Source organism: Paracoccus methylarcula, from assembly GCF_003007735.2.
Classification (GTDB): Bacteria; Pseudomonadota; Alphaproteobacteria; order Rhodobacterales; family Rhodobacteraceae; genus Paracoccus; species Paracoccus methylarcula.
In genome coordinates this window covers 461,467-485,693 of the sequence record NZ_PXNQ02000001.1, presented here as the reverse complement: position 1 = coordinate 485,693, position 24,227 = coordinate 461,467, and the positions used below count along the sequence as shown (strand labels likewise).

Annotated in this window: 26 protein-coding genes; 12 read left to right on the top strand and 14 right to left on the bottom strand. The window is 62.9% G+C overall.

Annotated elements, in window-relative coordinates:
* Window positions 1-11: 11 nt before the first annotated feature.
* Window positions 12-350 (top strand): P-II family nitrogen regulator, encoded by a 339-nt coding sequence (locus A7A09_RS02245; RefSeq protein WP_106689848.1) that lies wholly within the window; start codon window positions 12-14, stop codon window positions 348-350.
* A 72-nt stretch (window positions 351-422) separates the two neighbouring features.
* Window positions 423-1,829 carry a type I glutamate--ammonia ligase gene (gene glnA, locus A7A09_RS02240; protein ID WP_106689847.1) on the top strand — a complete coding sequence of 469 codons (1,407 nt, stop codon included), beginning with the start codon at window positions 423-425 and terminating at the stop codon, window positions 1,827-1,829.
* A gap of 100 nt (window positions 1,830-1,929) precedes the next feature.
* Here glnA and arsJ read toward each other — a convergent pair whose 3' ends face one another.
* From arsJ to parC, 4 genes are all read right to left on the bottom strand, one after another.
* The gene (gene arsJ / locus A7A09_RS02235) at window positions 1,930-3,183 is read right to left on the bottom strand and encodes an organoarsenical effux MFS transporter ArsJ (protein WP_148043604.1); all 1,254 of its coding nucleotides are present in this window, start codon (window positions 3,181-3,183) and stop codon (window positions 1,930-1,932) included.
* A complete protein-coding gene (locus A7A09_RS02230) occupies window positions 3,180-4,181 on the bottom strand; it encodes an ArsJ-associated glyceraldehyde-3-phosphate dehydrogenase (RefSeq protein WP_106689846.1) in 1,002 nt (333 codons plus the stop codon). The genes arsJ and A7A09_RS02230 overlap by 4 nt, the downstream gene beginning before the upstream one ends.
* Complete coding sequence (locus A7A09_RS02225; protein WP_106689845.1) at window positions 4,178-5,017, bottom strand: arsenate reductase/protein-tyrosine-phosphatase family protein; 840 nt, start codon at window positions 5,015-5,017, stop codon at window positions 4,178-4,180. The genes A7A09_RS02230 and A7A09_RS02225 overlap by 4 nt, the downstream gene beginning before the upstream one ends.
* 318 nt (window positions 5,018-5,335) lie before the next feature.
* Complete coding sequence (parC, locus tag A7A09_RS02220) at window positions 5,336-7,558, bottom strand: DNA topoisomerase IV subunit A (RefSeq protein ID WP_106690042.1); 2,223 nt, start codon at window positions 7,556-7,558, stop codon at window positions 5,336-5,338.
* Between the two features lie 136 nt (window positions 7,559-7,694).
* Between parC and A7A09_RS02215 the strand changes: the two genes are divergently transcribed.
* The 9 genes from A7A09_RS02215 to betC all read left to right on the top strand — a co-directional run bounded on the left by A7A09_RS02215 (window position 7,695) and on the right by betC (window position 15,199).
* Window positions 7,695-8,228, top strand: a complete 534-nt coding sequence (locus A7A09_RS02215; protein ID WP_106689844.1) for an SH3 domain-containing protein — start codon at window positions 7,695-7,697, stop codon at window positions 8,226-8,228.
* A 4-nt stretch (window positions 8,229-8,232) separates the two neighbouring features.
* Window positions 8,233-9,051: an SDR family NAD(P)-dependent oxidoreductase gene (locus A7A09_RS02210; RefSeq protein WP_106690041.1), complete on the top strand. Its 819-nt coding sequence runs from the start codon at window positions 8,233-8,235 to the stop codon at window positions 9,049-9,051.
* Between the two features lie 24 nt (window positions 9,052-9,075).
* Complete coding sequence (locus tag A7A09_RS02205; RefSeq protein ID WP_106689843.1) at window positions 9,076-9,276, top strand: twin transmembrane helix small protein; 201 nt, start codon at window positions 9,076-9,078, stop codon at window positions 9,274-9,276.
* Complete coding sequence (locus A7A09_RS02200; RefSeq protein ID WP_106689842.1) at window positions 9,276-9,848, top strand: cob(I)yrinic acid a,c-diamide adenosyltransferase; 573 nt, start codon at window positions 9,276-9,278, stop codon at window positions 9,846-9,848. The genes A7A09_RS02205 and A7A09_RS02200 overlap by 1 nt, the downstream gene beginning before the upstream one ends.
* Window positions 9,849-9,960: 112 nt before the next feature.
* Entirely contained in the window at window positions 9,961-10,719 is a 759-nt protein-coding gene (locus A7A09_RS02195; protein ID WP_106689841.1) for an electron transfer flavoprotein subunit beta/FixA family protein, read from the top strand.
* Window positions 10,719-11,645, top strand: coding sequence for an electron transfer flavoprotein subunit alpha/FixB family protein (locus A7A09_RS02190; RefSeq protein ID WP_106689840.1), 927 nt, complete (start codon window positions 10,719-10,721; stop codon window positions 11,643-11,645). The genes A7A09_RS02195 and A7A09_RS02190 overlap by 1 nt, the downstream gene beginning before the upstream one ends.
* Window positions 11,646-11,815: 170 nt before the next feature.
* Window positions 11,816-12,691, top strand: a complete 876-nt coding sequence (locus A7A09_RS02185) for a 3-hydroxybutyryl-CoA dehydrogenase (RefSeq protein ID WP_106689839.1) — start codon at window positions 11,816-11,818, stop codon at window positions 12,689-12,691.
* A 73-nt stretch (window positions 12,692-12,764) separates the two neighbouring features.
* Window positions 12,765-13,709: a choline ABC transporter substrate-binding protein gene (choX, locus tag A7A09_RS02180; RefSeq protein WP_106689838.1), complete on the top strand. Its 945-nt coding sequence runs from the start codon at window positions 12,765-12,767 to the stop codon at window positions 13,707-13,709.
* Window positions 13,706-15,199: a choline-sulfatase gene (gene betC / locus A7A09_RS02175; protein ID WP_281277330.1), complete on the top strand. Its 1,494-nt coding sequence runs from the start codon at window positions 13,706-13,708 to the stop codon at window positions 15,197-15,199. The genes choX and betC overlap by 4 nt, the downstream gene beginning before the upstream one ends.
* A 41-nt stretch (window positions 15,200-15,240) precedes the next feature.
* On the opposite strand, the gene A7A09_RS02170 is transcribed toward betC, so the two are convergent.
* The 6 genes from A7A09_RS02170 to A7A09_RS02145 all read right to left on the bottom strand — a co-directional run bounded on the left by A7A09_RS02170 (window position 15,241) and on the right by A7A09_RS02145 (window position 18,632).
* Window positions 15,241-15,609, bottom strand: a complete 369-nt coding sequence (locus tag A7A09_RS02170) for a DUF2852 domain-containing protein (protein WP_245999084.1) — start codon at window positions 15,607-15,609, stop codon at window positions 15,241-15,243.
* 228 nt (window positions 15,610-15,837) lie between these two features.
* The gene (locus A7A09_RS02165) at window positions 15,838-16,455 is read right to left on the bottom strand and encodes a TetR/AcrR family transcriptional regulator (protein WP_106689835.1); all 618 of its coding nucleotides are present in this window, start codon (window positions 16,453-16,455) and stop codon (window positions 15,838-15,840) included.
* Window positions 16,456-16,467: 12 nt separating this feature from the next.
* Window positions 16,468-16,746: an HPr family phosphocarrier protein gene (locus A7A09_RS02160; protein ID WP_106689834.1), complete on the bottom strand. Its 279-nt coding sequence runs from the start codon at window positions 16,744-16,746 to the stop codon at window positions 16,468-16,470.
* Window positions 16,743-17,165: a PTS sugar transporter subunit IIA gene (locus A7A09_RS02155; RefSeq protein ID WP_106689833.1), complete on the bottom strand. Its 423-nt coding sequence runs from the start codon at window positions 17,163-17,165 to the stop codon at window positions 16,743-16,745. Before A7A09_RS02155 ends, A7A09_RS02160 begins: the two co-directional genes overlap by 4 nt.
* Before the next feature lie 28 nt (window positions 17,166-17,193).
* Window positions 17,194-18,168, bottom strand: a complete 975-nt coding sequence (gene rapZ, locus A7A09_RS02150; RefSeq protein WP_436277773.1) for an RNase adapter RapZ — start codon at window positions 18,166-18,168, stop codon at window positions 17,194-17,196.
* A 41-nt stretch (window positions 18,169-18,209) separates the two neighbouring features.
* Window positions 18,210-18,632 (bottom strand): HPr kinase/phosphorylase, encoded by a 423-nt coding sequence (locus tag A7A09_RS02145; protein ID WP_245999082.1) that lies wholly within the window; start codon window positions 18,630-18,632, stop codon window positions 18,210-18,212.
* Between the two features lie 196 nt (window positions 18,633-18,828).
* On the opposite strand from A7A09_RS02145, the gene A7A09_RS02140 reads away from it, so the two are divergent.
* Complete coding sequence (locus tag A7A09_RS02140) at window positions 18,829-20,424, top strand: phosphoenolpyruvate carboxykinase (protein ID WP_106689831.1); 1,596 nt, start codon at window positions 18,829-18,831, stop codon at window positions 20,422-20,424.
* 101 nt (window positions 20,425-20,525) lie between these two features.
* Here A7A09_RS02140 and argF read toward each other — a convergent pair whose 3' ends face one another.
* The 4 genes from argF to A7A09_RS02120 all read right to left on the bottom strand — a co-directional run bounded on the left by argF (window position 20,526) and on the right by A7A09_RS02120 (window position 24,178).
* Entirely contained in the window at window positions 20,526-21,452 is a 927-nt protein-coding gene (gene argF / locus A7A09_RS02135) for an ornithine carbamoyltransferase (RefSeq protein ID WP_106689830.1), read from the bottom strand.
* Window positions 21,453-21,573: 121 nt separating this feature from the next.
* Window positions 21,574-22,050, bottom strand: coding sequence for a GNAT family N-acetyltransferase (locus tag A7A09_RS02130; RefSeq protein WP_106689829.1), 477 nt, complete (start codon window positions 22,048-22,050; stop codon window positions 21,574-21,576).
* Window positions 22,043-23,215 carry an aspartate aminotransferase family protein gene (locus A7A09_RS02125; RefSeq protein ID WP_106690039.1) on the bottom strand — a complete coding sequence of 391 codons (1,173 nt, stop codon included), beginning with the start codon at window positions 23,213-23,215 and terminating at the stop codon, window positions 22,043-22,045. The genes A7A09_RS02130 and A7A09_RS02125 overlap by 8 nt, the downstream gene beginning before the upstream one ends.
* Window positions 23,216-23,359: 144 nt before the next feature.
* On the bottom strand, window positions 23,360-24,178 hold the full coding sequence (locus A7A09_RS02120; protein WP_245999080.1) for an ABC transporter permease: 819 nt from the start codon (window positions 24,176-24,178) through the stop codon (window positions 23,360-23,362).
* Window positions 24,179-24,227 lie beyond the last annotated feature (49 nt).

Genomic DNA, 24,227 nt, shown 5'->3' with positions numbered 1-24,227 from the left:
GATCAATAGCGATGAAGAAGATCGAGGCGATCATCAAGCCGTTCAAACTGGACGACGTGAAAGAGGCGCTGCAGGAAGTGGGCGTGCAGGGGCTGTCGGTCACCGAAGTCAAGGGCTTCGGGCGTCAGAAGGGCCATACGGAACTTTATCGCGGCGCTGAATATGTCGTCGATTTCCTGCCCAAGGTGAAGATCGAGATGGTGCTGCCCGACGATCAGGTCGAAGCGGCGATCGATGCTATCGTGGATGCCGCGCGCACCGAGAAGATCGGCGACGGCAAGATTTTCGTGTCCCCCGTCGAACAGGCCATCCGGATCCGGACTGGCGAAACCGGCGACGACGCGGTTTAAGGATAACTGACGACTGATACCTGCGCCCGGCCGTGATGACTGCCGGGCCGCATCTACGAAGAAAGGGAAGAGATGCAGATCAAAGAGGTATTGAAGCTGATCGAGGACGAGGACGTCGCCTATGTCGATGTCCGCTTCACCGATCCCAAGGGCAAGCTTCAGCATGTGACGCTGGACAAGGACCTGGTGGACGAGGACTTCTTCGAGGAAGGCTTCATGTTCGACGGCAGCTCGATCGCCGGCTGGAAGTCGATCGACCAGTCCGACATGAAGCTGATCCCGGATACCGCGTCAGCCTATATCGATCCGTTCTATGCCGAGAAGACGCTCTGCGTGCATTGCAATGTCGTCGAGCCGGACACGGGCGAGCCCTATAGCCGCGACCCGCGCGGAACCGCCGTGAAGGCAGAGGCTTACCTGAAATCCTCGGGCATCGGCGATGCCGCCTATTTCGGGCCGGAAGCCGAATTCTTCATCTTCGACGACGTCCGCTACTCGGTGACGCCGCAAAAGGTAGCCTACGAGATCGACGCCGTGGATGCGGCCTGGAACACCGATAGCGAATACGAGATGGGCAACCAGGGTCATCGCGCCGGTCACAAGGGCGGCTATTTCCCGGTCAACCCGGTTGACGCGGCCCAGGATATCCGCAGCGAAATGCTGTCCACGATGAAACGCATGGGCATGAAGGTGGACAAGCACCACCACGAGGTCGCCTCGGCGCAGCATGAGTTGGGACTGATCTTCGGTTCGCTGACCGAACAGGCGGACAACCTGCAGAAATACAAATATGTCATCCACAATGTCGCCGCCGCCTATGGCAAATCGGCGACCTTCATGCCCAAGCCCATGAAGGGCGACAACGGGTCCGGGATGCATGTGAACATGTCGATCTGGAAGGACGGCAAGCCGTTGTTCGCAGGCGACAAATATGCCGATCTCAGCCAAGAGGCACTGTATTTCATCGGCGGCATCCTCAAGCACGCCAAGGCGCTGAACGCGCTGACCAACCCCTCGACCAACAGCTACAAGCGGCTGATCCCGGGCTTCGAGGCTCCGGTCCTGCGCGCCTATTCGGCTCGCAATCGTTCGGGTTGCGTACGGATTCCGTGGACGGAAAGCCCCAAGGCCAAGCGCGTCGAGGCCCGCTTTCCCGATCCGGCGGCGAACCCCTATCTGTGCTTTGCCGCCCTGCTGATGGCCGGGCTGGACGGGATCAAGAACAAGATCGATCCGGGTTCGGCCTCGGACAAGGACCTGTATGATCTGCCGCCCGAGGAACTGGCCGAGATCCCGACCGTCTGCGGCAGCCTGCGCGAAGCGCTGGAAGAGCTGGAGAAGGACATGGACTTCCTGCTGGCGGGGGATGTCTTTACCCGCGATCAGTTGGAAGGTTACATGGCGCTGAAATGGGAAGAGGTCTATGCCTATGAGCACACGCCTCACCCGGTCGAGTATCAGCTTTACTACTCGGTCTGATCCGGCACGGATTGAAGAAAAGGGCGCCTCTTCGGGGGCGCCCTTTTTCGGTTTCGGGACATGTCGCATCGCGCGGCCCCGGGCCTCCACGGTCAGCGGATCACGCTGACCGCAACCGCCCGGCCCCCACCCAGCTGAGAGCGATCAGCAAGGCCGCGGTCGCAAGGCAGAGCGACAGCCCGCCAAGCTGGTAGCTGAGCCCCGACAACAGCGTGCCAAGCAACCGGCCAGCTGCATTGGCCATGTAGTAGAACCCCACATCCATCGTCACTCGCCCGGAGGTCGAGAAGGCGAGGATCAGGTAGGAATGCAGCGAGGAATTGACCGCGAAGATGGCACCAAAGACCAGCAGGCCAATGACGATCGCGGCCGTCAGCCCCGCGCCCGGTGCGCCCACGCTCCAGATCAGCACGGCCAGAACCGCCGGGACGACGAACAGGAACCCGGCCCATCGCCGGGCCTCCCGGATCAATTCCGCCTCGGGGCGCTTGGCTGCGCCAAGCAGGCGCGGCGCCGCCGCCTGCACCGCCCCGTAAAGGATCGTCCAGACCGCCATGAACGTGCCGATCATGAAGAAGGCGGCGCGGTTGCCCTCTTCCGATCCGTCGGACAGGACCGCGTAGAAATAGATCGGGATGCCGACGACGAACCAGACATCGCGGGCGCCGAACAGGAACAGCCGCGCTGCTGACAGCCGGTTGATATTCCGGTCCTTGGAAAATACTTCGCGGAACTTCGCGCCTTTCCTGCCCTGCGGCAGCCCCGCCGGCATCTTCAGCAGCACCGCCAGCAGGATCAGCGCCAGCACCGCCGCCATCGACAGGATCGCGGGCACGAAGCCCAGAACGGCCAGCAGCACCGCCCCAAGCAGGAAGCCCGCCCCCTTCACCGCGTTCTTGGAACCGGTCAGCAGCGCCACCCACCGAAACAACCCGCCCTCGCCCGAGGGGGCAAGCAGCTTGACGGCGCTTTTCGCGCTCATCTTGGCGAGGTCCTTGGCCACGCCCGAAGCACCCTGCACCGCCATGACATAGATAACCGAGGCCCAAAGGCTCCAGCCCGGATCAAGCGTCGCCAACGCCAGAAGCGCCAGCACCTGGATGCCCAGCCCCGCGTAAAGCGTCGAGGTCAGGCCGAAGCGCGCGGCGATCCAACCCGCCGAGAGATTGGTGACGATGCCCGCCACTTCGTAAAGCAGGAACAGGTAGGCCAACTGCACCGGCGAGAAACCAAGCGTGTGGAAATGCAGCAGCACCAGCATCCGCAGGGCGCCATCGGTCAGCATGAAGGCCCAATAGGCGGCGGTCACCGTGATATAGGCGGCAAGCCCTTCGGGCCGGGCCGCGGCACTCACAGTGACGCCCCGACCATGCGCGCGACATCCACCAGCCGGTGAGCATAGCCCATCTCGTTGTCATACCATGCGTAAATCTTGACCTGCGTGCCCGCGACCACCATCGTTGACGGTCCGTCCACGATGCAGGACCTTTTATCGTTCACGTAATCGGCCGAAACCAGCGGGCGGTCCTCGAAGCCAAGGATACCTTGCAGCGGCCCCTCGGCGGCGGCGCGCAGCATCGCGTTCACCTCGTCCACGCTGGTCTCGCGGGCCAGTTCGAACACGCAATCGGTCAGCGAAGCGTTGAGCAACGGCACCCGCACCGCGTGACCGTTCAACCGCCCCTTGAGCTCGGGATAGATCAGGGTGATCGCCGTGGCCGAGCCGGTCGTGGTCGGGATCAGCGAATTCAACGCCGAGCGGGCGCGGCGCAGATCCTTGGCCGGGCGGTCCACGATGGTCTGGGTATTGGTCACGTCATGGATCGTGGTGATCGAGCCATGGCGGATTCCCAGCCCCTCATGGATGACCTTGACCACCGGGGCGAGGCAATTCGTCGTGCAGCTTGCCGCCGTGATAATGTCATGCCGGGCAGGGTCATAGGTTTCGTGATTGACGCCATAGACGATATTCGCGACCGGCCCATCCTTGACCGGCGCGCTGACAACCACTTTCTTCACACCGGCGGCGAAATAGGGGGCGAGCTTCGCCTCGCTCTTGAACACCCCGGTGCAATCGATCACCACATCGACGCCCCCCAATGGCAAATCCTCGATGCGCTTCGCGTTATGCACCGGCAGGCGGGTGCCATTGACGCCGATACTGTCCGGGTCATGGCTGATCTTGGCGGGCCATCGGCCATGCACGCTGTCGAATTCCAGCAGATGGGCATGCATCTCGGGATCGCCCACCGCATCGTTGATCCAGGCGATTTCGGCCCCGTTTTCCAGCAGTGGCCGCAGCGCCAGCTTGCCGATCCGGCCAAGCCCGTTCAGCGCATAGGTGGTGGTCATTGCGCCTCCAGGTCGCGGGCGATGTCGTCCACGCGATGTTGCAGGGAAATGCGATCAAGGCTGTCCAGCGGCAAGGCGGTAAAGGCGAGGATGCGGTTGCGCAAACCGGCATAGGCTTGCTGGAAGGCCAGCTTCCGTTCGGCCTCGGTTCCCTCGGCTTTCACCGGATCGGGCATACCCCAATGCGCGCTGATGGGCTGGCCTGCCCATGCCGGGCATTCCTCGTTCGCGGCGCGGTCGCAGACGGTGAAGACGAAATCCATGACCGGCGCGTCATCACCCTGGAACTCGGCGATATTCTTGGCCCGCAGGGCGCCGATGTCATGCCCCTTGTGATCGAGCATCTCGACAGCGAACGGGTTCAGTTCGGAATAGGGATGCGTGCCGGCGGAATAGGCGTTGAAGCGGTCCCCGGCCTCGAAACGCAGGATCGATTCGCCAAAGATCGAGCGGGCGGAATTGCCCGTGCAGATGAACAGGACATTGTATTTCCGATCGGACATGGGTCTTTCTCCGGAAGGGACGGGTTGGACAAATGGCTGGCAAAGATCGGGGCGTCCACGGCAGCAATCGGCGATCAGGTAGCTGATCAGCGCTGCGGATTGCTCCATCTCGGCGCGGTAAAGCAGGGATCGACCCTCACGGGCCTGGGATATCAGCCCGGCGGCACGCAGCGATGCGAGGTAAGACGACAAGGTATTCTGTCGCGCATCGATGGCCTCGGCCAATTCTCCGGCGGAAACCCGATCCGGATAGCGCCGCACCAGCAGGCGGAACAGGGCCAGCCGTTGCGGATGGGCGAGCGAGGCGAGTTGATCGATGCGATTCGTATCCATATTTCGAGAATATTCGATATATTAGATTTTGGCAACCCATGAATTGTGCCGCCCTAACTCGAAGTAGCGCCTTGCATGGAGGGTCGGCCACGTGCCAATCCCACCTCTCTCACGGTTAATCCTGACGAAACGGTTTCTTCACCAAGCGTTCACAGATGACCTGGCGTCAGCCGCGCAACAGGCGCAATCTGTGTACGTTCTGTGTACAGGTTGTGTACGCGCGGTGTACGCATTGTGCAGCCGAAATCCCAGCATTTGCCGTGTCAACGGCATGATCAACCGCGCACGCCCGCAACAGCAACGTACGCTGCTGTTGCGTCAGGCGAATTTGTTGTCGCGCGGGAACCCTCTCGGCGCCATCCGGCCCGCCCCGGCCCGCTTGCCCAGCCATTCACCAAGATCGCTTTCGGTGCGCGTCTTGCCGCCCGTCATAGGCCAGCTAAGCCCGTCGGTCAGCGTCAGGCAGATCGCGTCGGACAACCCGCCATCCTTGTATTTCTGCAACCGGACGCCCTTGCCACGACCCATCTCGGGCAATTCATCCAGCGGAAATACCAGCATTTTCCGGTTCTCACCGACTACCGCGACATGATCGCCGCTGACCGGCCTACACAACAGCGCCTCGCCGTTCAGCACCTGCTTGCCGGTCTTGGTCTGCGCGAGGATATCACCCGATTGCACCACGAAACCGTTGCCCTCTTTCGAGGCCACCAGGTATTTCTCGCCCTCACGCCACGGAAAGACCGAGATCACCTCGGCCTCATTGGGCAGATCGACCATCAGCCGCAGCGGCTCCCCCATCCCGCGGCCTCCGGGCAAGCCATTGGCGGGCAAGGTATAAAACCGCCCGTTGGACGCGAATACCATCAGCTTGTCGGTGGTCTCGGCATGCAGCGCAAGACCCGGCCCGTCGCCATCCTTGAACTTCAGTTCGGCATCCAGCGGCTGATGGCCCTTCATCGCCCGGATCCAGCCCATCTTGGACAGGATGATTGTCAGCGGTTCGCGTTCGATCATCGCGTCCATGTCGATCGGCGCGACATCTTCGGCCTCGGTGATCTGTGTGCGGCGCAGCCCCTCTGACGTTGATTTTCCAAAGAGATTCCGAACCTCTTTCAACTGGTCCGCGATCCGCGCCCATTGCGCGCCCTCATCGGCCAGCATCGCCTCCAGACCCTCGCGCTCTTCCAGCAGGTTGTCGCGCTCGGCCCGCAACTCGATCTCTTCCAGCTTGCGCAAGGCGCGCAGGCGCATGTTCAGGATCGCCTCGACCTGCACATCGGTCAGGCCGAATTCGGCCATTATGATCTTCTTGGGCTCGTCCTCGTTGCGGATGATCTCGATCACCCGGTCGAGGTTCAGATAGGCGATCAGGTAACCTTCCAGCACCTCCAAACGCGCGGCGATCTTTTCCAGCCGGTAATTCGCGCGCCGGACCAGCACCTCGCGGCGGTGATCCAGAAAGGCCCGCAGAACCTCCTTGAGACTGCAGACCTTGGGCACCCGCCCGTCGATCAGCACGTTCATGTTCAGGCTGAAACGAACCTCCAGGTCGCTAACCTTGTACAGCGCGGCCATCAGTTGATCCGGGTTCACGCTGCGCGATTTCGGCTCCAGCACGATGCGGACATCCTCGGCGGATTCGTCGCGCACATCGGCAAGGATCGGGATCCTGCGGGTCTGGATCAGCTCGGCAAGCCGCTCGATCAGCTTGGATTTCTGCACCTGATAGGGGATCTCGGTGACGACGATCTGCCATTGGCCACGGCCCAGATCCTCTTGCTCCCACCGGGCGCGGACACGAAAGGCTCCGCGCCCCGTCCGGTAGGTCTCGGCGATCGTTTCGCGGCTTTCGACGACCACCCCGCCTGTGGGGAAGTCCGGTCCCTGGACGATCCCGGCCAGCGTATCGTCACGCGCGTCGGGCGTCTTGATCAGGTGCAGGCAGGCGTCGATCACCTCGTGCAGGTTATGCGGCGGGATATTCGTCGCCATCCCCACCGCGATTCCCGAGGCGCCATTGGCCAGCAGGTTCGGGAATGCCGAGGGCAGCACCACCGGCTCTGTCAGGGTGCCGTCGTAATTGGGACGGAAATCGACCGAATCCTCGGCCAGCCCGTCCATCAGCGCCTCTGACGCCATCGCCAGCCGCGCCTCGGTATAGCGGGCGGCGGCGGGATTATCGCCGTCGATATTGCCGAAATTGCCCTGCCCGTCGACCAGCGGATAGCGCATGGCGAAATCCTGCGCCAGCCGCGCCATGGCATCATAGATCGCGGCATCGCCATGCGGGTGGTAATTGCCCATCACGTCGCCGGTGATCTTGGCGGATTTGCGGAAAGCGCCATTCGGGGCCAGCCGCAATTCGCGCATCGCGTAAAGGATGCGGCGATGCACCGGCTTCAGCCCGTCGCGGGCATCCGGCAGGGCGCGGTTCATGATCGTGGACAGCGCATAGGTCAAGTAGCGCTCGCCGATGGCGCGGCTGAGCGGCTCGGCCTGGGTGTTCCGTTCGGGGTCGATGGGCAGATCGTCTGACATGTCGCATTGGATAGGCCCCCACGCGCCGGCGGTCCAGATGAAAATCATGCCGGGAACAAGCTGCCACATAATGGCGTTGGAAACGCGAATAGGGTAACGAAGCTGTGAGAGGCCAGCAGGGGACGATGGCAGCGGAATGATACGATTGTTGTTTCTACTGGTGACGACGCTGGCGGCAATTTTCGTCGTGCTGTCGGTTTACGGCTCGGGCAACCTCCGGGCAGGACACCAGACCGACGAGACCGGGCAGGCCGCATCGCAGGAAAGCGAGGCCGCCACGCCCCCCTTGCCGGAGTTGCCCGAAACACCTGCATCGGTGGGCGCAGATGGCAAACCACCGGCCGACCTCGTGCAGGCAGCCACGCAAACCCCGGAACGCGTGCAGCAATTTCCTGGCCCGGATCTGCGTCCGTCGCCCGAATATGCGGGTGAGACTCCGGAACCCGCCGCAGCGCCCACGGATGCGCAAGGACCAATCCTCTATGTCACGGGAACCAGCGTGAATTTCCGCTCCGGCCCTTCCACCAATGACCGGGTGATCGGCGCGCTGGAGGGCGGCGCGGCGGTCGAGGCGCTTGGGCCGACCAATGGTGACTGGGTGCATATCCGCGATGGCGGTGGGCGCATCGGCTATATTTCGGGGCAATTCCTGTCCGCCGATGTCCCATGACAGCATGACGAAGCGGGTTCTCATCACCGGCTGCTCCTCGGGCATCGGACTTGACGCGGCAAGGCGGATGCAGGCCGAGGGCTGGCAGGTCATCGCCACCTGCCGCAAGGACGAGGACATCGCCGCCCTCCGGGCCGAGGGGATGGAGTGCCATCACCTGGAACTCGCCGATCCCGACAGCGTCGTAGGGCTAGTGAATCAGGTGCTCGACGGCGGAACATTGCATGCGCTGGTCAACAATGCGGCCTTCGCCCTGCCCGGCGCGGTCGAGGACATGCCGCGCGGCGCTCTGCGCGCGATTTTCGAGGCGAATCTCTTTGGCACCCATGACATGACCGTCCGGCTGATCCCGCATTTCCGCCAGCATGGCGGTCGGATCGTGAATATCAGCTCGGTCCTCGGACTGGTCGGCATCCCGTGGCGCGGTCCCTATGTCGCCACCAAGTTCGCGCTGGAAGGGCTGACCGACGTGCTGCGGCTGGAAATGCGGGGAACCGGCGTCAAGATCGTGCTGATCGAACCCGGCCCGATCACCAGCCGCATCCGCGAAAACGCCATCCCGCATTTCGAGCGATGGGTGAACTGGCAGGACAGCGCAAGGGCAGAGGAATATCGCGCCGGTTTGCTGAAGCGGCTCTATGAACCGGGCGGCAAGGATCGGTTCGAACTGCCGCCCTCTGCCGTCAGCGACCGGATCCTGCATGCGCTGACCGCAGCGAATCCCGACCCGCGCTATTATGTCACGGCACCGACATGGATTTCCGGGATCGGCCGCAGGCTTTTGCCCACCCGCGCACTGGACTGGTTCGCCCGCCGCAGCTAGGCTCGCCCGCGAAAGGCGGTTCCCATGCAAGACAAACCCCTCTTCTTTCTCGTCATCCTCGCGGGACTCGTGGTCCTGGCCATCCTGGCGACCGGGATCGGCGGCTTTGCCCGCGGCGGCGAGTTCAACCGCAAGCACGGCAACCGGCTGATGCGCTGGCGGATCATCGCGCAGGCGATCGCCATTGCATTGATCATGCTGTTTATCTGGATGAGGTCTTCCTGATGGTTGTTCTGAACAAGATCTATACCCGCACCGGCGACAAGGGCGACACGGCGCTGTCGGATGGCAGCCGCGTGGCCAAGCACGACCCACGCGTCGAAGCCTATGGCACCGTGGACGAGTTGAACGCGACGCTCGGACTGTGCCGTCTTCACGCCGCCGACAAGCTGGCGGACAGGCTGTCGGTGATCCAGAACGACCTCTTCGACCTGGGTGCCGACCTGTCGCGTCCGAACATGGATGCCGACGACCAGGCAGGCTATCCGGTCCTGCGAATCGTCCAGTCACAGGTCGAACGGCTGGAACGCGAGATCGACGAGATGAACGCCGACCTGCAGCCGCTGCGCAGCTTCATCCTCCCCGGCGGCTCGGTGCTGGCGGCGCATCTGCACCTGTCGCGCACCGTCGCCCGCCGGGCCGAACGCCACGCGACCGAACTGGCCCAGGCCGGGGATGTCAATCAGGCGGCGGTGCGTTATCTCAACCGCCTGTCGGATTGGCTTTTCGTGGCGGCGCGTCAGGCAAATGGCGGCGGCACCGAGGATGTCCTGTGGGTGCCGGGGGCGAGCCGTTAGCGGCTGACAGCCGCAAACGTCACGTCGGAAGGCGTTTTTATGCTGTAAATCCGCAAAATCTGTCGATAACACTGCCCCCGGACAGATGACGCAAACTAAGGGAGAGAGGCCGATGAAGGTTCTCGTGCCGGTCAAGCGTGTGATCGATTACAACGTGAAGGCCCGTGTGAAAGCGGACGGATCGGGTGTCGATCTGGCGAATGTGAAGATGTCGATGAACCCGTTCGACGAGATCGCGGTGGAAGAGGCAATCCGCCTGAAGGAAAAAGGCGTGGCCGAAGAGGTCGTCGCCGTCTCCATCGGCGTGAAACAGGCCGCCGAAACGCTGCGCACCGCGCTCGCCATGGGCGCCGACCGCGCCATCCTGGTGGTCGCCGCCGATGACGTGCATCAGGACATCGAGCCGCTGGCCGTCGCCAAGATCCTCAAGGCCGTGATCGACGAGGAACAGCCGAAGCTGGTCATCGCCGGCAAGCAGGCCATCGACAACGACATGAACGCCACCGGCCAGATGCTCTCGGCGCTGTTGGGCTGGTCTCAGGCCACCTTCGCCAGCAAGATCGAGATCGAGGGCGAAGCCGCCAAGGTCACGCGCGAAGTAGATGGCGGCTTGCAGACCATCGAGGTCAAGCTGCCCGCCATCGTCACCGCCGACCTGCGCCTGAACGAGCCGCGCTATGCCTCGCTGCCCAATATCATGAAAGCCAAGAAGAAACCGCTCGATGAGAAGACGGCGGCGGATTACGGCGTCGATGTGACCCCGCGCCTCGAGATCGTCTCGACCGGCGAGCCCGAGGGCCGCAAGGCCGGGATCAAGGTCGGATCCGTCGATGAGCTGGTGTCGAAACTGAAAGAAGCGGGGGTTGTGTGATGGCTGTTCTGCTGCTGGGAGAAGTCACCGGGGGTGAACTGAACGTTGATGCGACCTCCAAGGCCGTGGGCGCAGTGAAGGCACTTGGCGATGTGACGGTGCTCTGCGCCGGATCCTCGGCCAGGGAGGCCGCGCAGGAAGCGGCGAAGATCGACGGCGTCGCCAGGGTCCTGGTCGCCGAGGATGCGCGCTACGGCCACCGCCTGGCCGAGCCGACGGCGGCGCTGCTGGTCAGCCTCGCGGGCGATTACGAGCATATCGTCGCCCCGGCCACGACGGACGCCAAGAACATCATGCCCCGCGTGGCGGCGCTGCTGGATGCGATGATCATCTCGGATGCCTCGGCGGTGATCGATGCCGAGACCTTCGAACGCCCGGTCTATGCCGGCAATGCCATCCAGACGGTGAAATCGAAGGATGCCAAGAAGGTGCTGACAGTCCGCACCGCCAGCTTCGAGGCGGCGGGCGAAGGCAGCCCGGCACCGGTCGAGGACGCCACGCTGGCGGACGATCCGGGCCTGTCGAAATGGGTTGCCGACGAGTTCGCCGAAAGCGACCGTCCCGAACTGACCTCGGCTGGCCGCGTGGTCTCGGGTGGCCGCGGTGTTGGCTCCAAGGAGGACTTCGCGCTCATCGAGAAGCTGGCCGACAAGCTGGGTGCCGCCGTGGGCGCCAGCCGCGCCGCCGTCGATTCGGGCTATGCCCCGAATGACTGGCAGGTTGGCCAGACCGGCAAGGTCGTCGCGCCCGAGCTCTACGTGGCCGTCGGCATCTCCGGCGCGATCCAGCACCTCGCGGGGATGAAGGACTCCAAGGTCATCGTCGCGATCAACAAGGACGAGGAAGCCCCGATCTTCCAGATCGCCGATTACGGCCTCGTCGGCGACCTTTTCAGCGTCGTCCCGGAACTGACCGAAAAGCTCTGACAGCTTCTTCTTCATGAAAATATCCCGGGGGAGTCGCGCAACGCGCGGCGGGGGCAGAGCCCCCTTTCCCGGCGAAACCTCACCGCCTCCGGCCATCCCGGAGGCGGTTTTGCATTGCGACAGGGAACCGCTCCCCCTATCGTCGCGGCGATCAGACAAGAGAGGCGGACATGGCGATTCAAAAGGTAGGCGTGATCGGAGCGGGGCAGATGGGCAACGGGATCGCCCATGTCTTTGCGCTGGCGGGCTATGACGTATTGCTCAACGACATCAGCCAGGACGCGCTGGACAAGGCCGTCGCGCTGATCGACCGCAACCTGGAGCGCCAGGTCAGCCGTGAAAAGATCAGCGCCGAGGACAAGAAGACCGCGATGGGGCGGATTTCGACCACGCTGACCCTGACCGATCTTGGCCAGACCGACCTTGTGATCGAGGCCGCGACCGAGCGGGAAACGGTCAAGCAGGCGATCTTCGAGGACCTGGTCCCGCATCTGAAGCCCGACACGATCCTGACCTCGAACACCTCGTCGATCTCGATCACCCGGCTGGCCAGCCGCACCGACCGGCCCGAGAAATTCATGGGCTTCCATTTCATGAACCCGGTCCCGGTCATGCAACTGGTCGAGCTGATCCGCGGCATTGCCACCGACGAGGCGACCTACAAGGCGCTGCACGAGGTGGTCAACAAGCTGGGCAAGACCGCAGCCTCGGCCGAGGACTTCCCGGCCTTTATCGTGAACCGGATCCTGATGCCGATGATCAACGAGGCAGTCTATACGCTTTACGAGGGCGTGGGGAACGTCAAATCCATCGACGAATCGCTGAAACTGGGCGCCAACCATCCGATGGGGCCGCTGGAACTGGCCGATTTCATCGGGCTCGACACCTGCCTTGCGATCATGAACGTGCTGCATGATGGGCTCGCGGACACGAAATACCGCCCCTGCCCGCTTTTGACCAAATATGTTGAGGCGGGCTGGCTTGGCCGCAAGACCGGGCGTGGCTTTTACGATTATCGCGGAGAAAGCCCCATCCCGACGCGTTAACTTTTTGGATGAAATCCTGCCGGGAATCTGTCATTGATTGGACAGTCAATCAAAAACCGACAGGAGAGAAACAATGCCGATTCTGAAACGCATGAGTGCCGCGCTGATCCTGACGGTCGGTGCGGCGATGCCTGCGATGGCCGATGATCCCGCGACATGCGGCACGGTGCATCTGTCCGATCCGGGCTGGACCGATATCACCGCCACGAATGGCGTTGCCGCCGTCGTCCTGTCAGCCCTTGGCTATACACCCGACATCGCCACCCTCTCCGTCCCGGTGGGTTACGAGGCGCTGAAGAACGGCCAGACCGATGTCTTCCTGGGCAACTGGATGCCCGCGCAGCAGAAATTCCGCGACGACCTGGACGCGACCGGAGATATCGAGGAACTGGTCCAGAATCTCGAAGGCGCGAAATTCACGCTTGCGGTGAACAAGGCAGGCGCCGATGCGGGCGTGGCCGATTTCGCCGATCTCGACGCGCAGAAGGACGCTTTCGAAGGCAAGATCTACGGCATCGAGCCCGGCGCCCCCGCGAACCAGTCGATCCAGGCGATGATCGAGGCGGATGAATTCGGACTCGGAGACTGGGAGCTGGTCGAAAGCGGTGAACAGGCGATGCTTGCGCAAGTGGGCCGGAACGAGGGCGCGGGCACGCCAACGGTCTTCCTGGCATGGGCCCCGCATCCGATGAACGAGGCGATCGAGATCACCTATCTCTCGGGCGGCGACGAACAGTTCGGCCCGGATTTCGGCGGCGCGACCGTGCATACGCTGGCGCGCAAGGAATGGGTTGCCTCCTGCCCCAATGCCGCGAAACTGTTCGGCCAGCTGACATTCGATATCGGCATGGAGAATGTCCTGATGGGCAAGATTCTCGATGACGGCATGGATGCGCAAGACGCGGCGAAGGAATGGATTGCCGCCAATCCCGACGCGGTCAAACCATGGCTCGACGGCGTGACCACGCTGGAAGGCGAACCGGCAGAAGACGCATTGATGGCAGCGGTGGCAGAGTGAAACCGAATATCCTGATCCTGATGGCGGATCAGCTGTCGGGGGTCTTGTTCCCCGACGGCCCCGCCCCTTTCCTGCATACTCCAAATCTGCGGCGGCTGGCGGAGCGTTCGACGCGTTTTGCCAATACCTATACTGGCAGCCCGCTTTGCGCGCCCGGTCGCGCCAGCTTCATGTCGGGGCAATTGCCCCGGCGCACGCGGGTCTATGACAATGCGGCCGAGTTCGCCTCGGACATCCCGACCTATGCGCATCACCTCCGCCGGGCGGGTTATCAGACCTGCCTGTCGGGCAAGATGCATTTCGTCGGCCCGGACCAGTTGCATGGTTTCGAGGAACGGTTGACGACCGACATCTATCCCGCCGATTTCGGCTGGACGCCGGATTATCGCAAGCCGGGCGAGCGGATCGACTGGTGGTATCACAATCTCGGCTCGGTCACGGGCGCGGGCGTGGGCGAGATCAGCAACCAGCTCGAATATGACGACGAGGTTGCCTATAACGCCTGCCGGAAACTGTATGATCTGGCGCGCGGCGGGGACGAGCGGCCCTGGTGCCTGACGGTCAGCTTCACCCATCCGCATGATCCCTATGTCGCGCGGCGCAAATACTGGGATCTCTATGAGGACGCGCCCGAGCTGACCCCGCCCGAGGCTGTCGCATACGAGGATCAGGACCCGCATTCGCAGCGGCTGATGGATGCGTCGGACTGGCGGGCCTTCGACATCACCGAGGATCACATCCGCCGCGCACGGCGGGGATATTTCGCCAATATCAGCTATATCGACGACAAGATCGGCGAGATCATGGACGTGATGGAGACCACCGGGCAGGAAGCGATCATCCTGTTCGTGTCCGACCACGGCGACATGCTGGGCGAGCGTGGCTTGTGGTTCAAGATGAGCTTCTACGAAGGCTCGGCGCGGGTGCCGCTGATGATCTCGGCCCCTTCCATGGCGCCGGGGCGGGTCGATCAGCCTGTCAGCACCATCGATGTCCTGCCGACGCTCTGCGACCTTGCGGGTTTGCCGATGGACGAGATCGCGCCATGGACCGACGGCGTATCGCTGGCCGATGGCGGGGCCAGTCGCGGGCCGGTGCCGATGGAATATGCCGCGGAAGGCAGTATCACTCCACTGGTCGCGATCCGTGACGGGCGGTGGAAATATATCGCCTGTGACGCCGATCCCGAGATGCTGTTCGATCTGGACACCGACCCGGATGAGCGGCGCAACCTGGCCGGCGATGCGGACCAGGCCGATACGCTGGAGCGTTTGCGGGACATGGCAGGTCAGCGTTGGGATCTGGGCGCCTATGACGCCGAAGTGCGCCAATCGCAAGCCCGCCGCTGGATCGTCTACGAGGCATTGCGGAACGGATCCTATTACCCGTGGGATTACCAGCCGCTCATGCAGGCGTCAGAGCGTTACATGCGCAACCACATGGACCTGAACGTTCTCGAAGAGAACCAGAGATTTCCGCGCGGTGAATAAGCGAAGGGGCCGGTCGTCCCGGCCCCGTTCATCTGTCCCGATCAGTGATCGGCCTTGGTGTCGCGCTGCTCCATGAACTGGTCGAACTCCGCCTTGTCCTTGGCTTCGCGCAGTTTCTGCAGGAAGTCCATGAACTCGCCGTGTTCGTCCTCCAGCCGCTTCAGCGTTTCCTCGCGATAGGCGTCGAAAGCCGAGTTTCCGGTCGGCACCGCGTGATAGCGGGAAGCGTGACTGCGCTTGTTGCATCCGAACATACGTTTACTCCAGATCATATAGGCGAGAAGGGCGAGGCCAATCGGCCAGAAGACGACAAAGCCCAGGATCATGGCGATGAGCCATGCGGCCTTGCCGCGTTCGTCCAGCCAGTCGCGTGCCCGTCCGATAGGCCCCGGACCCGCATTTCGCGGCATGTGATAGTTTGGCAAGCTGTGCGAGGCACTGTGCATTTTCCGTGATCCCCTCATGTTAATGTTAATCACATTTACATAGATGGGCTCGGCAATCTCCGCGTCAAGAGGTATCTGCGGATTTTTATTCCGGGCAAGCCGAGACAGTGATTTGGCGGGCATTTCCGCGGCAGTTCGAGCCGGGCTTTCGGCTCGCGCACATCGAGCCACCATCTGCCGCCGGATCACCGGTCAATCGTCGGGAATCAGCCCCAACCCGCGCAGATAGATGATCACGCCGCTTTCCAGCATTTCTGCCGGTTCGACCGGCGCCCGCCTGCCCGGTCTGCCGCGCGAGAACAATTCGACCACGCCATGGCTCATTGCCCAGATATGATTGGCGACCATCCGGGCAGGCGGGCGCTGGTTCTCGGGCAAGCGGCTGGCCAAGGCCTTTGCCGCGTGCAACAGAACCCCCTGCGCCTTCTCGGATGCCTGCGACAATTCGGCATTCCCGGCAATCGAGATCCCCGATTCGAACATCGCCATGTAATAACCGGGCCGTTCCCGCGCAAAGTCCAGGTAAGCCTGACCCATCCGCAGGAACGCGGTCAGGGTCCGGGGGTGGCCGTCGTCGAAGGCTGCATCCAGCCTTTCGGTGAATTCGAGAAAGCCGAGACGCGCTACCTCTTCGATCAGGTCGTCGCGCCCCTTGAAATGCCGGTATGGCGCCGCCGGGGAAACCCCTGCCCGGCGCGCTGCCTCGGACATGGTGAATGCCTGCGGGCCAAGTTCCTCGATCAGCGCGGCGGTCGCCTCGACCAGCGCCTGACGCAGATTTCCGTGATGATAGCTCTTGCGGTCGGCCAATTCACTGCCGCCCTACATGCCTTCGCCGAAATAATCGGCCACCAGTTCCTCGAGCGCATCGGCCAGCGCCGCCGCGTCGGGCCCGGTCGTCGTCACGGTGATCTCGCTGCCGCGTGGAGCGGTCAGCATCAGCAATCCCATGATCGAATCGCCCGACACGCTCATCCCGTCCTTTTCGACCGTCGCCTGCGCGTCGAAACGCTCGACCACATCGACGAATTTCGCGCTGGCCCGTGCATGCAGGCCCTTGACGTTGATGATGGAAAGGTCACGGGTGACGGAAGAACTCATCTCGCATGGGTTCCCGTATTGAGGACGGCCTCGATCGGAACGTTGTAGGAATTGATGTATTTGCGCCCCGCCTCCTTGGCAAAGGCCACCGCGTCGGACACCGGCAGATGCCGCGACTTGGCCAGCTTGACCAGCATCGGCAGATTGGCGCCATACAGGATCGTGCGGTTCCGCATCGCGCAGGCGGGCACCGACAGGTTCGAGGGCGACCCGCCGAACAGATCCGTCACCACCACCACGCCATCGCCGTGATCGACGGCATTCGCGGCGGCCTGGATCTCGGCCGTCTTCACCGCCCGGTCGTGATCGTCCTCGATCGAGACAGCGGCGATGCCGCTTTGCGGCCCCACGACATGCTCGACCGCAGACAGATATTCCCGTGCAAGTCCGCCATGTGCGACGATGACAATTCCGATCAACGCGTTCCACCAGTACTAAAGCCATGCATCACGACGCGTTCCCCGGGTTAGTGGACGCCTGCCCTGCCTTGCCGACAGGCAAATCATCGCCAATAGCCGAGGGCACCGTCATGCGGCGTTCGAGTTCCCTATGCCTTATTGACACCGGCCATCCCGCATCTGCAAGCGCTACTGCCATTTTTTCAACCAAAGTAACCGAACGGTGTTGCCCTCCGGTACACCCGAAGCCGATTGCCAGATGAGTCTTGCCTTCCTCGAGATGCGCCGGCAGCAGAAAAAGAATCAGATCTCGAATCCGCGAAAAGAATTCCCCGTAGCGCGAATCACCACAGACGAAGTCCTGGACCTCGGCCTGTGTTCCGTTCAGTTCACGCAAGCCCTTCTCCCAATGCGGATTGGCCAGGAACCGGCAGTCGAACATCAGGTCGAGGCCGCGCGGAACGCCCCGCTTGTAGGAAAATGAATGAACCGACACGCTCAATCGCCGGTCGGGCCGGGTATCGAACCAGCGCGCAAGCTCGGCCTTTAGGTCATGGGGCGACAATTCCGTCGTATCCACCAGCACATCCGCCCGCCCCTTGATCGGTGCAAGAAGGTCGATTTCGCTTGTCACCCCCATCAGCGGCGATCCGTCAGGGGCCAGCGGATGCCTGCGCCGCGTCTCGTTATATCGGCGCAGCAAGGTGTCGGGCGCGCAGTCAAGATACAGCACCTCGGGCGCATAAAGCGGATCGCGGGTCAGGCGGTCGATCAATTCGATCACGTTCGTCGCCGAGAAATCCCGGTTGCGCACATCCAGCCCCAGGGCCAGCGGACCCGGACGCGACGGCCCGTCCAGCAGGCGCGGGACCAGCGACAGGGGCAGGTTGTCGATTGCCTCGAAGCCCAGGTCCTCCAGCACATTGATGGCCGTCGAACGTCCCGCACCGGACGGGCCCGTCACCAGGACGACGCGCTGCATCGCCCTCGGGTCGAGATCGTTTCGGTCACCCTCGCGAGCCATCCGGTTTTCGGCCATGCGATCCGGTCTCCTTCCGCTTGCTGCTAATCGGCGCGTCCGGCCAGCAGATACTGCCGCAATGCAGCATAAAGATGCGGTCGATAAGGGCCCAGTGCAAGTGGCAACCGGATTCCCAGCAACTCGCGATACCGATGAGGCGGCAGCCGCATATCCTCGCCCTGCCCCAGATCCACCACCAGCGACAGTGCCACCGGTCCTGCCGCCTTCGCGTGCAGGATGCCCAGGCCCCGCGCCTCGATCCGGCCGGACAGGGTGGAAGGGGCCGCGGCGATGATCCTGTCCCCTTCCCGTTGCAGAACGGTCCGGTCGTCGCTGACCAGCCCGGCCCCCACTGCCATGAGTTGCAGCGCAAGGGTGGATTTTCCCGAACCGGACGGCCCGAGGATCAACAGCCCCTTGCCGTCCAGCGCGACCGTGGTCCCATGTAGCTGCTCGGTCCGAATCACTTTGCCTCCGATCATGGGCGAGCTTGCCAGCTTTTCCAGCTTTCACCATTCCGCAAGCCGCTTGATGGCGTTAACATATGAAGTTTGCGCTAACTAGGATCGCTAGCTTCTTTTTTAACGGGAACCCTGTGCTATAGGCCCGACTTACTGCGTCACATTCCTTTGCAGGCGCCCAGTAAGTCAGGAGCAATATCACATGACCACGCGCGTAAACCCGAATTGCCGGTTGGAGGATCAGGGAATCGAAGGACTCGGCCGGGTTTATTACAACCTGCTGGAACCTGCCCTGATGACCGAGGCCGTTGCCCGTGACGAGGGCAGGATCGGCCTTGGCGGCACCTTCCTCGTCACGACCGGCGCGCATACTGGCCGCTCCCCCAAGGACAAGTTCGTCGTCCGCACGCCCGCCGTCGAAGACTCGATCTGGTGGGAAAACAACAAGCCGATGACGCCCGACGCCTTCGACCGGCTGCATGCCGACATGCTAGCCCATATGAAGGGGCGCGACTATTTCGTGCAGGATCTCTTCGGCGGCGCCGATCCCGAGGAGCGGCTGGATGTCCGGGTCGTGACCGAACTGGCCTGGCACGGCCTTTTCATCCGCCACATGCTCCGCCGTCCCGAAGCCGGGGAACTGGCCGGTTTCACCCCCGAGTTCACCATCATCAACTGCCCCAGCTTCAAGGCCGATCCCGAACGTCACGGCTGCCGCAGCGAAACGGTGATCGCGCTGAATTTCGAGAAGAAGCTGATCCTGATCGGCAACTCGGCCTATGCGGGTGAGAACAAGAAATCCGTCTTCACGCTGCTCAACTACTTCCTGCCGGCCAAGAATATCATGGCGATGCATTGCAGCGCCAACCACGCCCCCGGCAATCCCGATGACAGTGCCGTCTTCTTCGGCCTTTCTGGCACCGGCAAGACGACGCTTTCGGCCGATCCTTCGCGCGTGCTGATCGGCGATGACGAGCATGGCTGGTCCGATCGCGGCATCTTCAATTTCGAGGGCGGCTGCTATGCCAAGACCATCAGCCTGTCACCCAAGGCCGAGCCCGAGATCTACGCCACCACATCGCGCTTCGGCACCGTGATCGAGAACATGGTCTATGACGAGGACAGCCTGGAGCTGGATTTCGAGGACAACTCGATCACAGACAACATGCGCTGCGCCTATCCGCTAGACGCGATCTCGAACGCCTCGGAAACCAGCCTCGGCGGGCATCCGAAGAATATCATCATGCTGACCTGCGATGCCTTCGGCGTGCTGCCCCCCATCGCCCGCCTGACTCCGGCGCAGGCGATGTATCACTTCCTCTCGGGCTTCACCTCGAAAACGCCGGGCACCGAGGTCGGTGTGAAGGAACCGATCCCGACCTTCTCGACCTGCTTCGGCGCACCCTTCATGCCGCGCCGCCCCGAGGTCTATGGCAAGCTGCTGCAGGAAAAGATCGCCAAGCATGGTTCAAGCTGCTGGTTGGTCAATACCGGCTGGACCGGCGGGGCTTTCGGCACCGGCTCGCGCATGCCCATCCAGGCGACCCGCGCCCTGCTGGCCGCCGCACTGGATGGCAGCCTGAACGATGCCGAGTTCCGACGCGATCCGAATTTCGGCTTCGAGGTTCCGGTCAGCGTGCCGAATGTCTCGGATGTGCTGCTCGATCCGCGCAAGACCTGGGACAGCCCGGAAGCCTATGACATGCAGGCCCGGAAGCTGGTGCAGATGTTCAGCGACAATTTCGCGCAATATCTGCCGGGTATCGATGATGAGGTTCGCGCCGCTGCAATCGGGTAACCGCCCTTATTGCATCCCGCGACTGTCGGGGGGCTGCCTGCCCCCCGCGCCCTAGCAATACAGCCTGCGCCTGCTGTCACCGTCAGGGATAAGCGGCAGCCCTACAGCCCCAGGCAGTGCCGCATCACCGCCTTTTGCGCGTGCAGCCGGTTCTCGGCCTCGTCCCAGATCACCGAATGCGGCCCGTCCATGACGGCGCTGGTGACCTCGTCCTCGCGATGGGCGGGCAGGCAATGCATGAACAGCGAGTCGGGCTTGGCCCGCGCCATCAATTCCTCGTTCACCTGGTAGCCGCGCAACTGGTTATGGCGACGCTCCCTGGCGGATTGCGGATCATGCATGCTGACCCATGTATCTGCAAAGACCAGGTCGGCACCCTCGACCGCCTTGTGGGGATTGCGCTCGATGGTCACGCCAACCCCTTGTTTCCGAGCGAATTCCAGGGCTTCGTTCTCGGGGTCCAGCGGTGGCGGGCCGGTGAAGGTGAAATCGAAGCCGAACTGCCCGGCGGCGTGGATCACGCTGGCGCAGACATTGTTGCCATCGCCCACCCAGACCACTTTCCGGCCCCGGATCGGGCCGCGATGTTCCTCGAATGTCATCACATCGGCCATGATCTGGCAGGGATGGGTACGGTTGGTCAGCCCGTTGATGACCGGCACGCTGGCATATTCGGCCATCTCCTGCAGCGTCGCCTCTTCGAAGGTGCGGATCATGATCAGATCGACATAGCGCGACAATACCCGCGCCGTGTCGGCGATGGTCTCGCCATGGCCGAGCTGCATTTCCGAGCCCGACAGCACCATGGTCTGCCCGCCCATCTGCCTCACACCAACATCGAAGCTGACGCGGGTACGGGTCGAGGGTTTCTCGAAGATCAGCGCGACCATACGCCCCGCAAGCGGCAATTCGTCATCGGGCGTGCCCTTGGGGCGGCCGTTTCTGGCGGTTTTCATGGCATGCGCCTGGTCGATGATCGAGCGGAGTTCGTCCTTGGAGGTCGCGTGGATGTCTAGAAAATGTTTCATCTGGATGTCTTTCGGCGATTTGGGCCAGCAAGCCCGCTTGTGGCGGCGGGGTCAAGGGGGCGCTGCCCCCGCCACCGTATCGGTGGCTCCCCCGGGATATTTGCATGAAGAAGAAAGGGCGTCATCGTAGGCGGGTCATGATCCGCACGGACTGCCCCTCGGAATCGAGGCGGACGGTATCGCCTGTGAAACCGGCCTTTTCATAGGCGCGGATGGCGCGGCGATTGTCCGGGGATGGGTCGATCACGAGCAGCGAGGTTTCGCGCAGCAGCAGATCTCCGAGTGCGCGCAGCCATGCACCGCCATGACCCCGGCCCTCGGGCGCGCCGAAGACGTCGATGGCGATGGTATCCGGGGGCAGGTCGTGGAAATGCGGGGCGGGCCAATGATGGGCCGGGTAGCATTGCGCATAGCCGACAGGCTTTTCACCATGCAGCGCAATGAATTGCCGCATGACGGCCCGATCCAGGTCCTCGGTCACCAGGGTGAGCTGATGATCCGGAACCGGCCACCATTCGGCGACCAGCGGATCGCGCAGCCATTCGGCCAGCATCGGCAGGTCGTCCCGATCTACCGGCCTGAAGTGATAATCAGGCATCGAGACTTTCCGCCGCCTTGTCGAGCCTTGCCACGGCTTCGGCGATCTCCTCGTCCGAGATGTTCAGCGGAGGCAGCAGGCGCAGCGTATCATCAGCGGCAGGCACGGTCAGGATATGCTGGGCATAGCCCGCCCTGACCAGATCGGCGGGCGCGGATTTGCATTTCAGGCCCAGCATCAGCCCCTGCCCGCGCACGGATTCGAACAGGTTGGGATGAGCAGCGATCAGCCCTTCCAGCTTTTGCCGGAACAGGGCGGCCTTGCGGTTCACCTCGGCGAGGAAGGTATCATCGGCGACGATCTCCATCACCCGCGCGCCGACCGCGCAAGCCAGCGGGTTGCCGCCATAGGTCGAGCCATGCGTGCCCGCGACCATCCCCGCCGCCGCCTGTTCGGTGGCCAGCACCGCGCCCAGGGGAAAGCCGCCGCCGATACCCTTGGCCACCATCATGATATCGGGTGCGATTCCCGCATATTCATGCGCGAAGAGCCGCCCGGTCCTACCCATGCCGCATTGCACCTCGTCCAGCACCAGCAGGGTGCCGGTCTTGTCGCAGAGCGCCCGGATTTCACGTAGCTCCGCATCGTCGAGCGGACGGATGCCGCCCTCTCCCTGGATCGGCTCCAGCAACACTGCGGCGGTGCGATCGGTGATGACGGCTTTCAGCGCCTCGATATCGCCCCAGGGCAATTGCCGGAAACCGGGCATGAGCGGGCCGAAACCCTTGACCATCTTGTCCGATCCGGCCGCCGCGATGGCCCCGGTCGAGCGGCCATGGAAGGCGCCGTCGAAGGTCAGGATCTCGATGCGCTCGGGATCGCCCTGGTGATCCCAGAACTTGCGCACCATCTTGATTGCCAGTTCCGCCGCCTCGGTGCCGGAATTGGTGAAGAATACCGTATCGGCGAAGGTTTTCTTGACCAGCAGATCGGCCAGTTTCTCCTGTTCCGGGATCTGGTAGAGATTCGAGACATGCCAGATCCGCCCCGCCTGTTCGGTCAGCGCCGCCACCAGATCGGGATTGGCATGACCCAGCACATTCACCGCGATCCCGGCGCCAAGATCGAGATATCGGGTTCCGTCCGTGGCGATGGCCCAGCTTCCTTCCCCCCGCTCGAAGGCAAGAGGGGCGCGGTTATAGGTCGGCAGAACATGCGAAATCATGGCGGATTCCCCGGATGGCATGACAGATTTTATGAAGGGCAGACGTGATCGGACGGTGACGAAGCGTCAACGTCGGGAGCGGGCAAAACTGGCGGTCCGTGTGATCATGACATCGCCCATAGCGCGCTTTTGCCGGTCTTGCAATCACGGTTTCATCCGGTAGCCCGATTTCAGCCAGCGCCAGCACAGATACAACACCGCCGCCACCACCAGCAGGCAGATCGCCAGCCCCCGCAGCGGCGGTGCGTCACTGATGCCGGTGACGCCGTAGCGCGCCCCGTCGATCAGGTAGAAGATCGGGTTCCAATGCGACAGGCTGCGGAAGGGTTCGGGCAGTGCATCGACGGAATAGAAGGTGCCCGACAGGAAGGATAGCGGGGTGATGACGAAATTGGTGATCGCCGCCATCTGGTCGAATTTCTGCGCCATGATCCCGGCCAGGATACCAAGCCCTCCCAACAGCAGCGCCGCCAGCAGCACGAAAGTCACCGCCCAGAGCGGATGCGCGATTCCCGCCCCGGTGACCAACATCATGCCCGTCCCGATCACGATGGCGACAAGCCCCGCCCGGGCGACGGAACCGGCCAGGTAACCGGCCAGCAACTCGCCCGCCGACAGCGGTGGCATCAGCGTATCGACGATATTGCCCTGCACCTTGGCACCGGTGATCGACGATGACGTATTGGCGAAGGCATTCTGGATCACCGTCATCATCAGGATGCCGGGGCCGAGGAATTGCAGGTAGGGCAACCCCATGACCTCGCCCCGTCCCTGGCCAAGGGCGAGCGCAAAGACCAGCACGAACAACCCCGCCGTCATCAGCGGCGCAAAGACCGTCTGCTGCCAGACCGCCAGGAAGCGCATCACCTCGCGCGTGGCCAGAGTGCGCAGCCCCAGCCAGTTGACCCGGCCGAATCTGCGCACGCCCATGGCGGTCTGCTTGTCTGACATCGTTCCGCTCATGCTGCTGTCCTTGAATTCCTGTCGCGTGAAGGCTAAATCTCGGCATCCC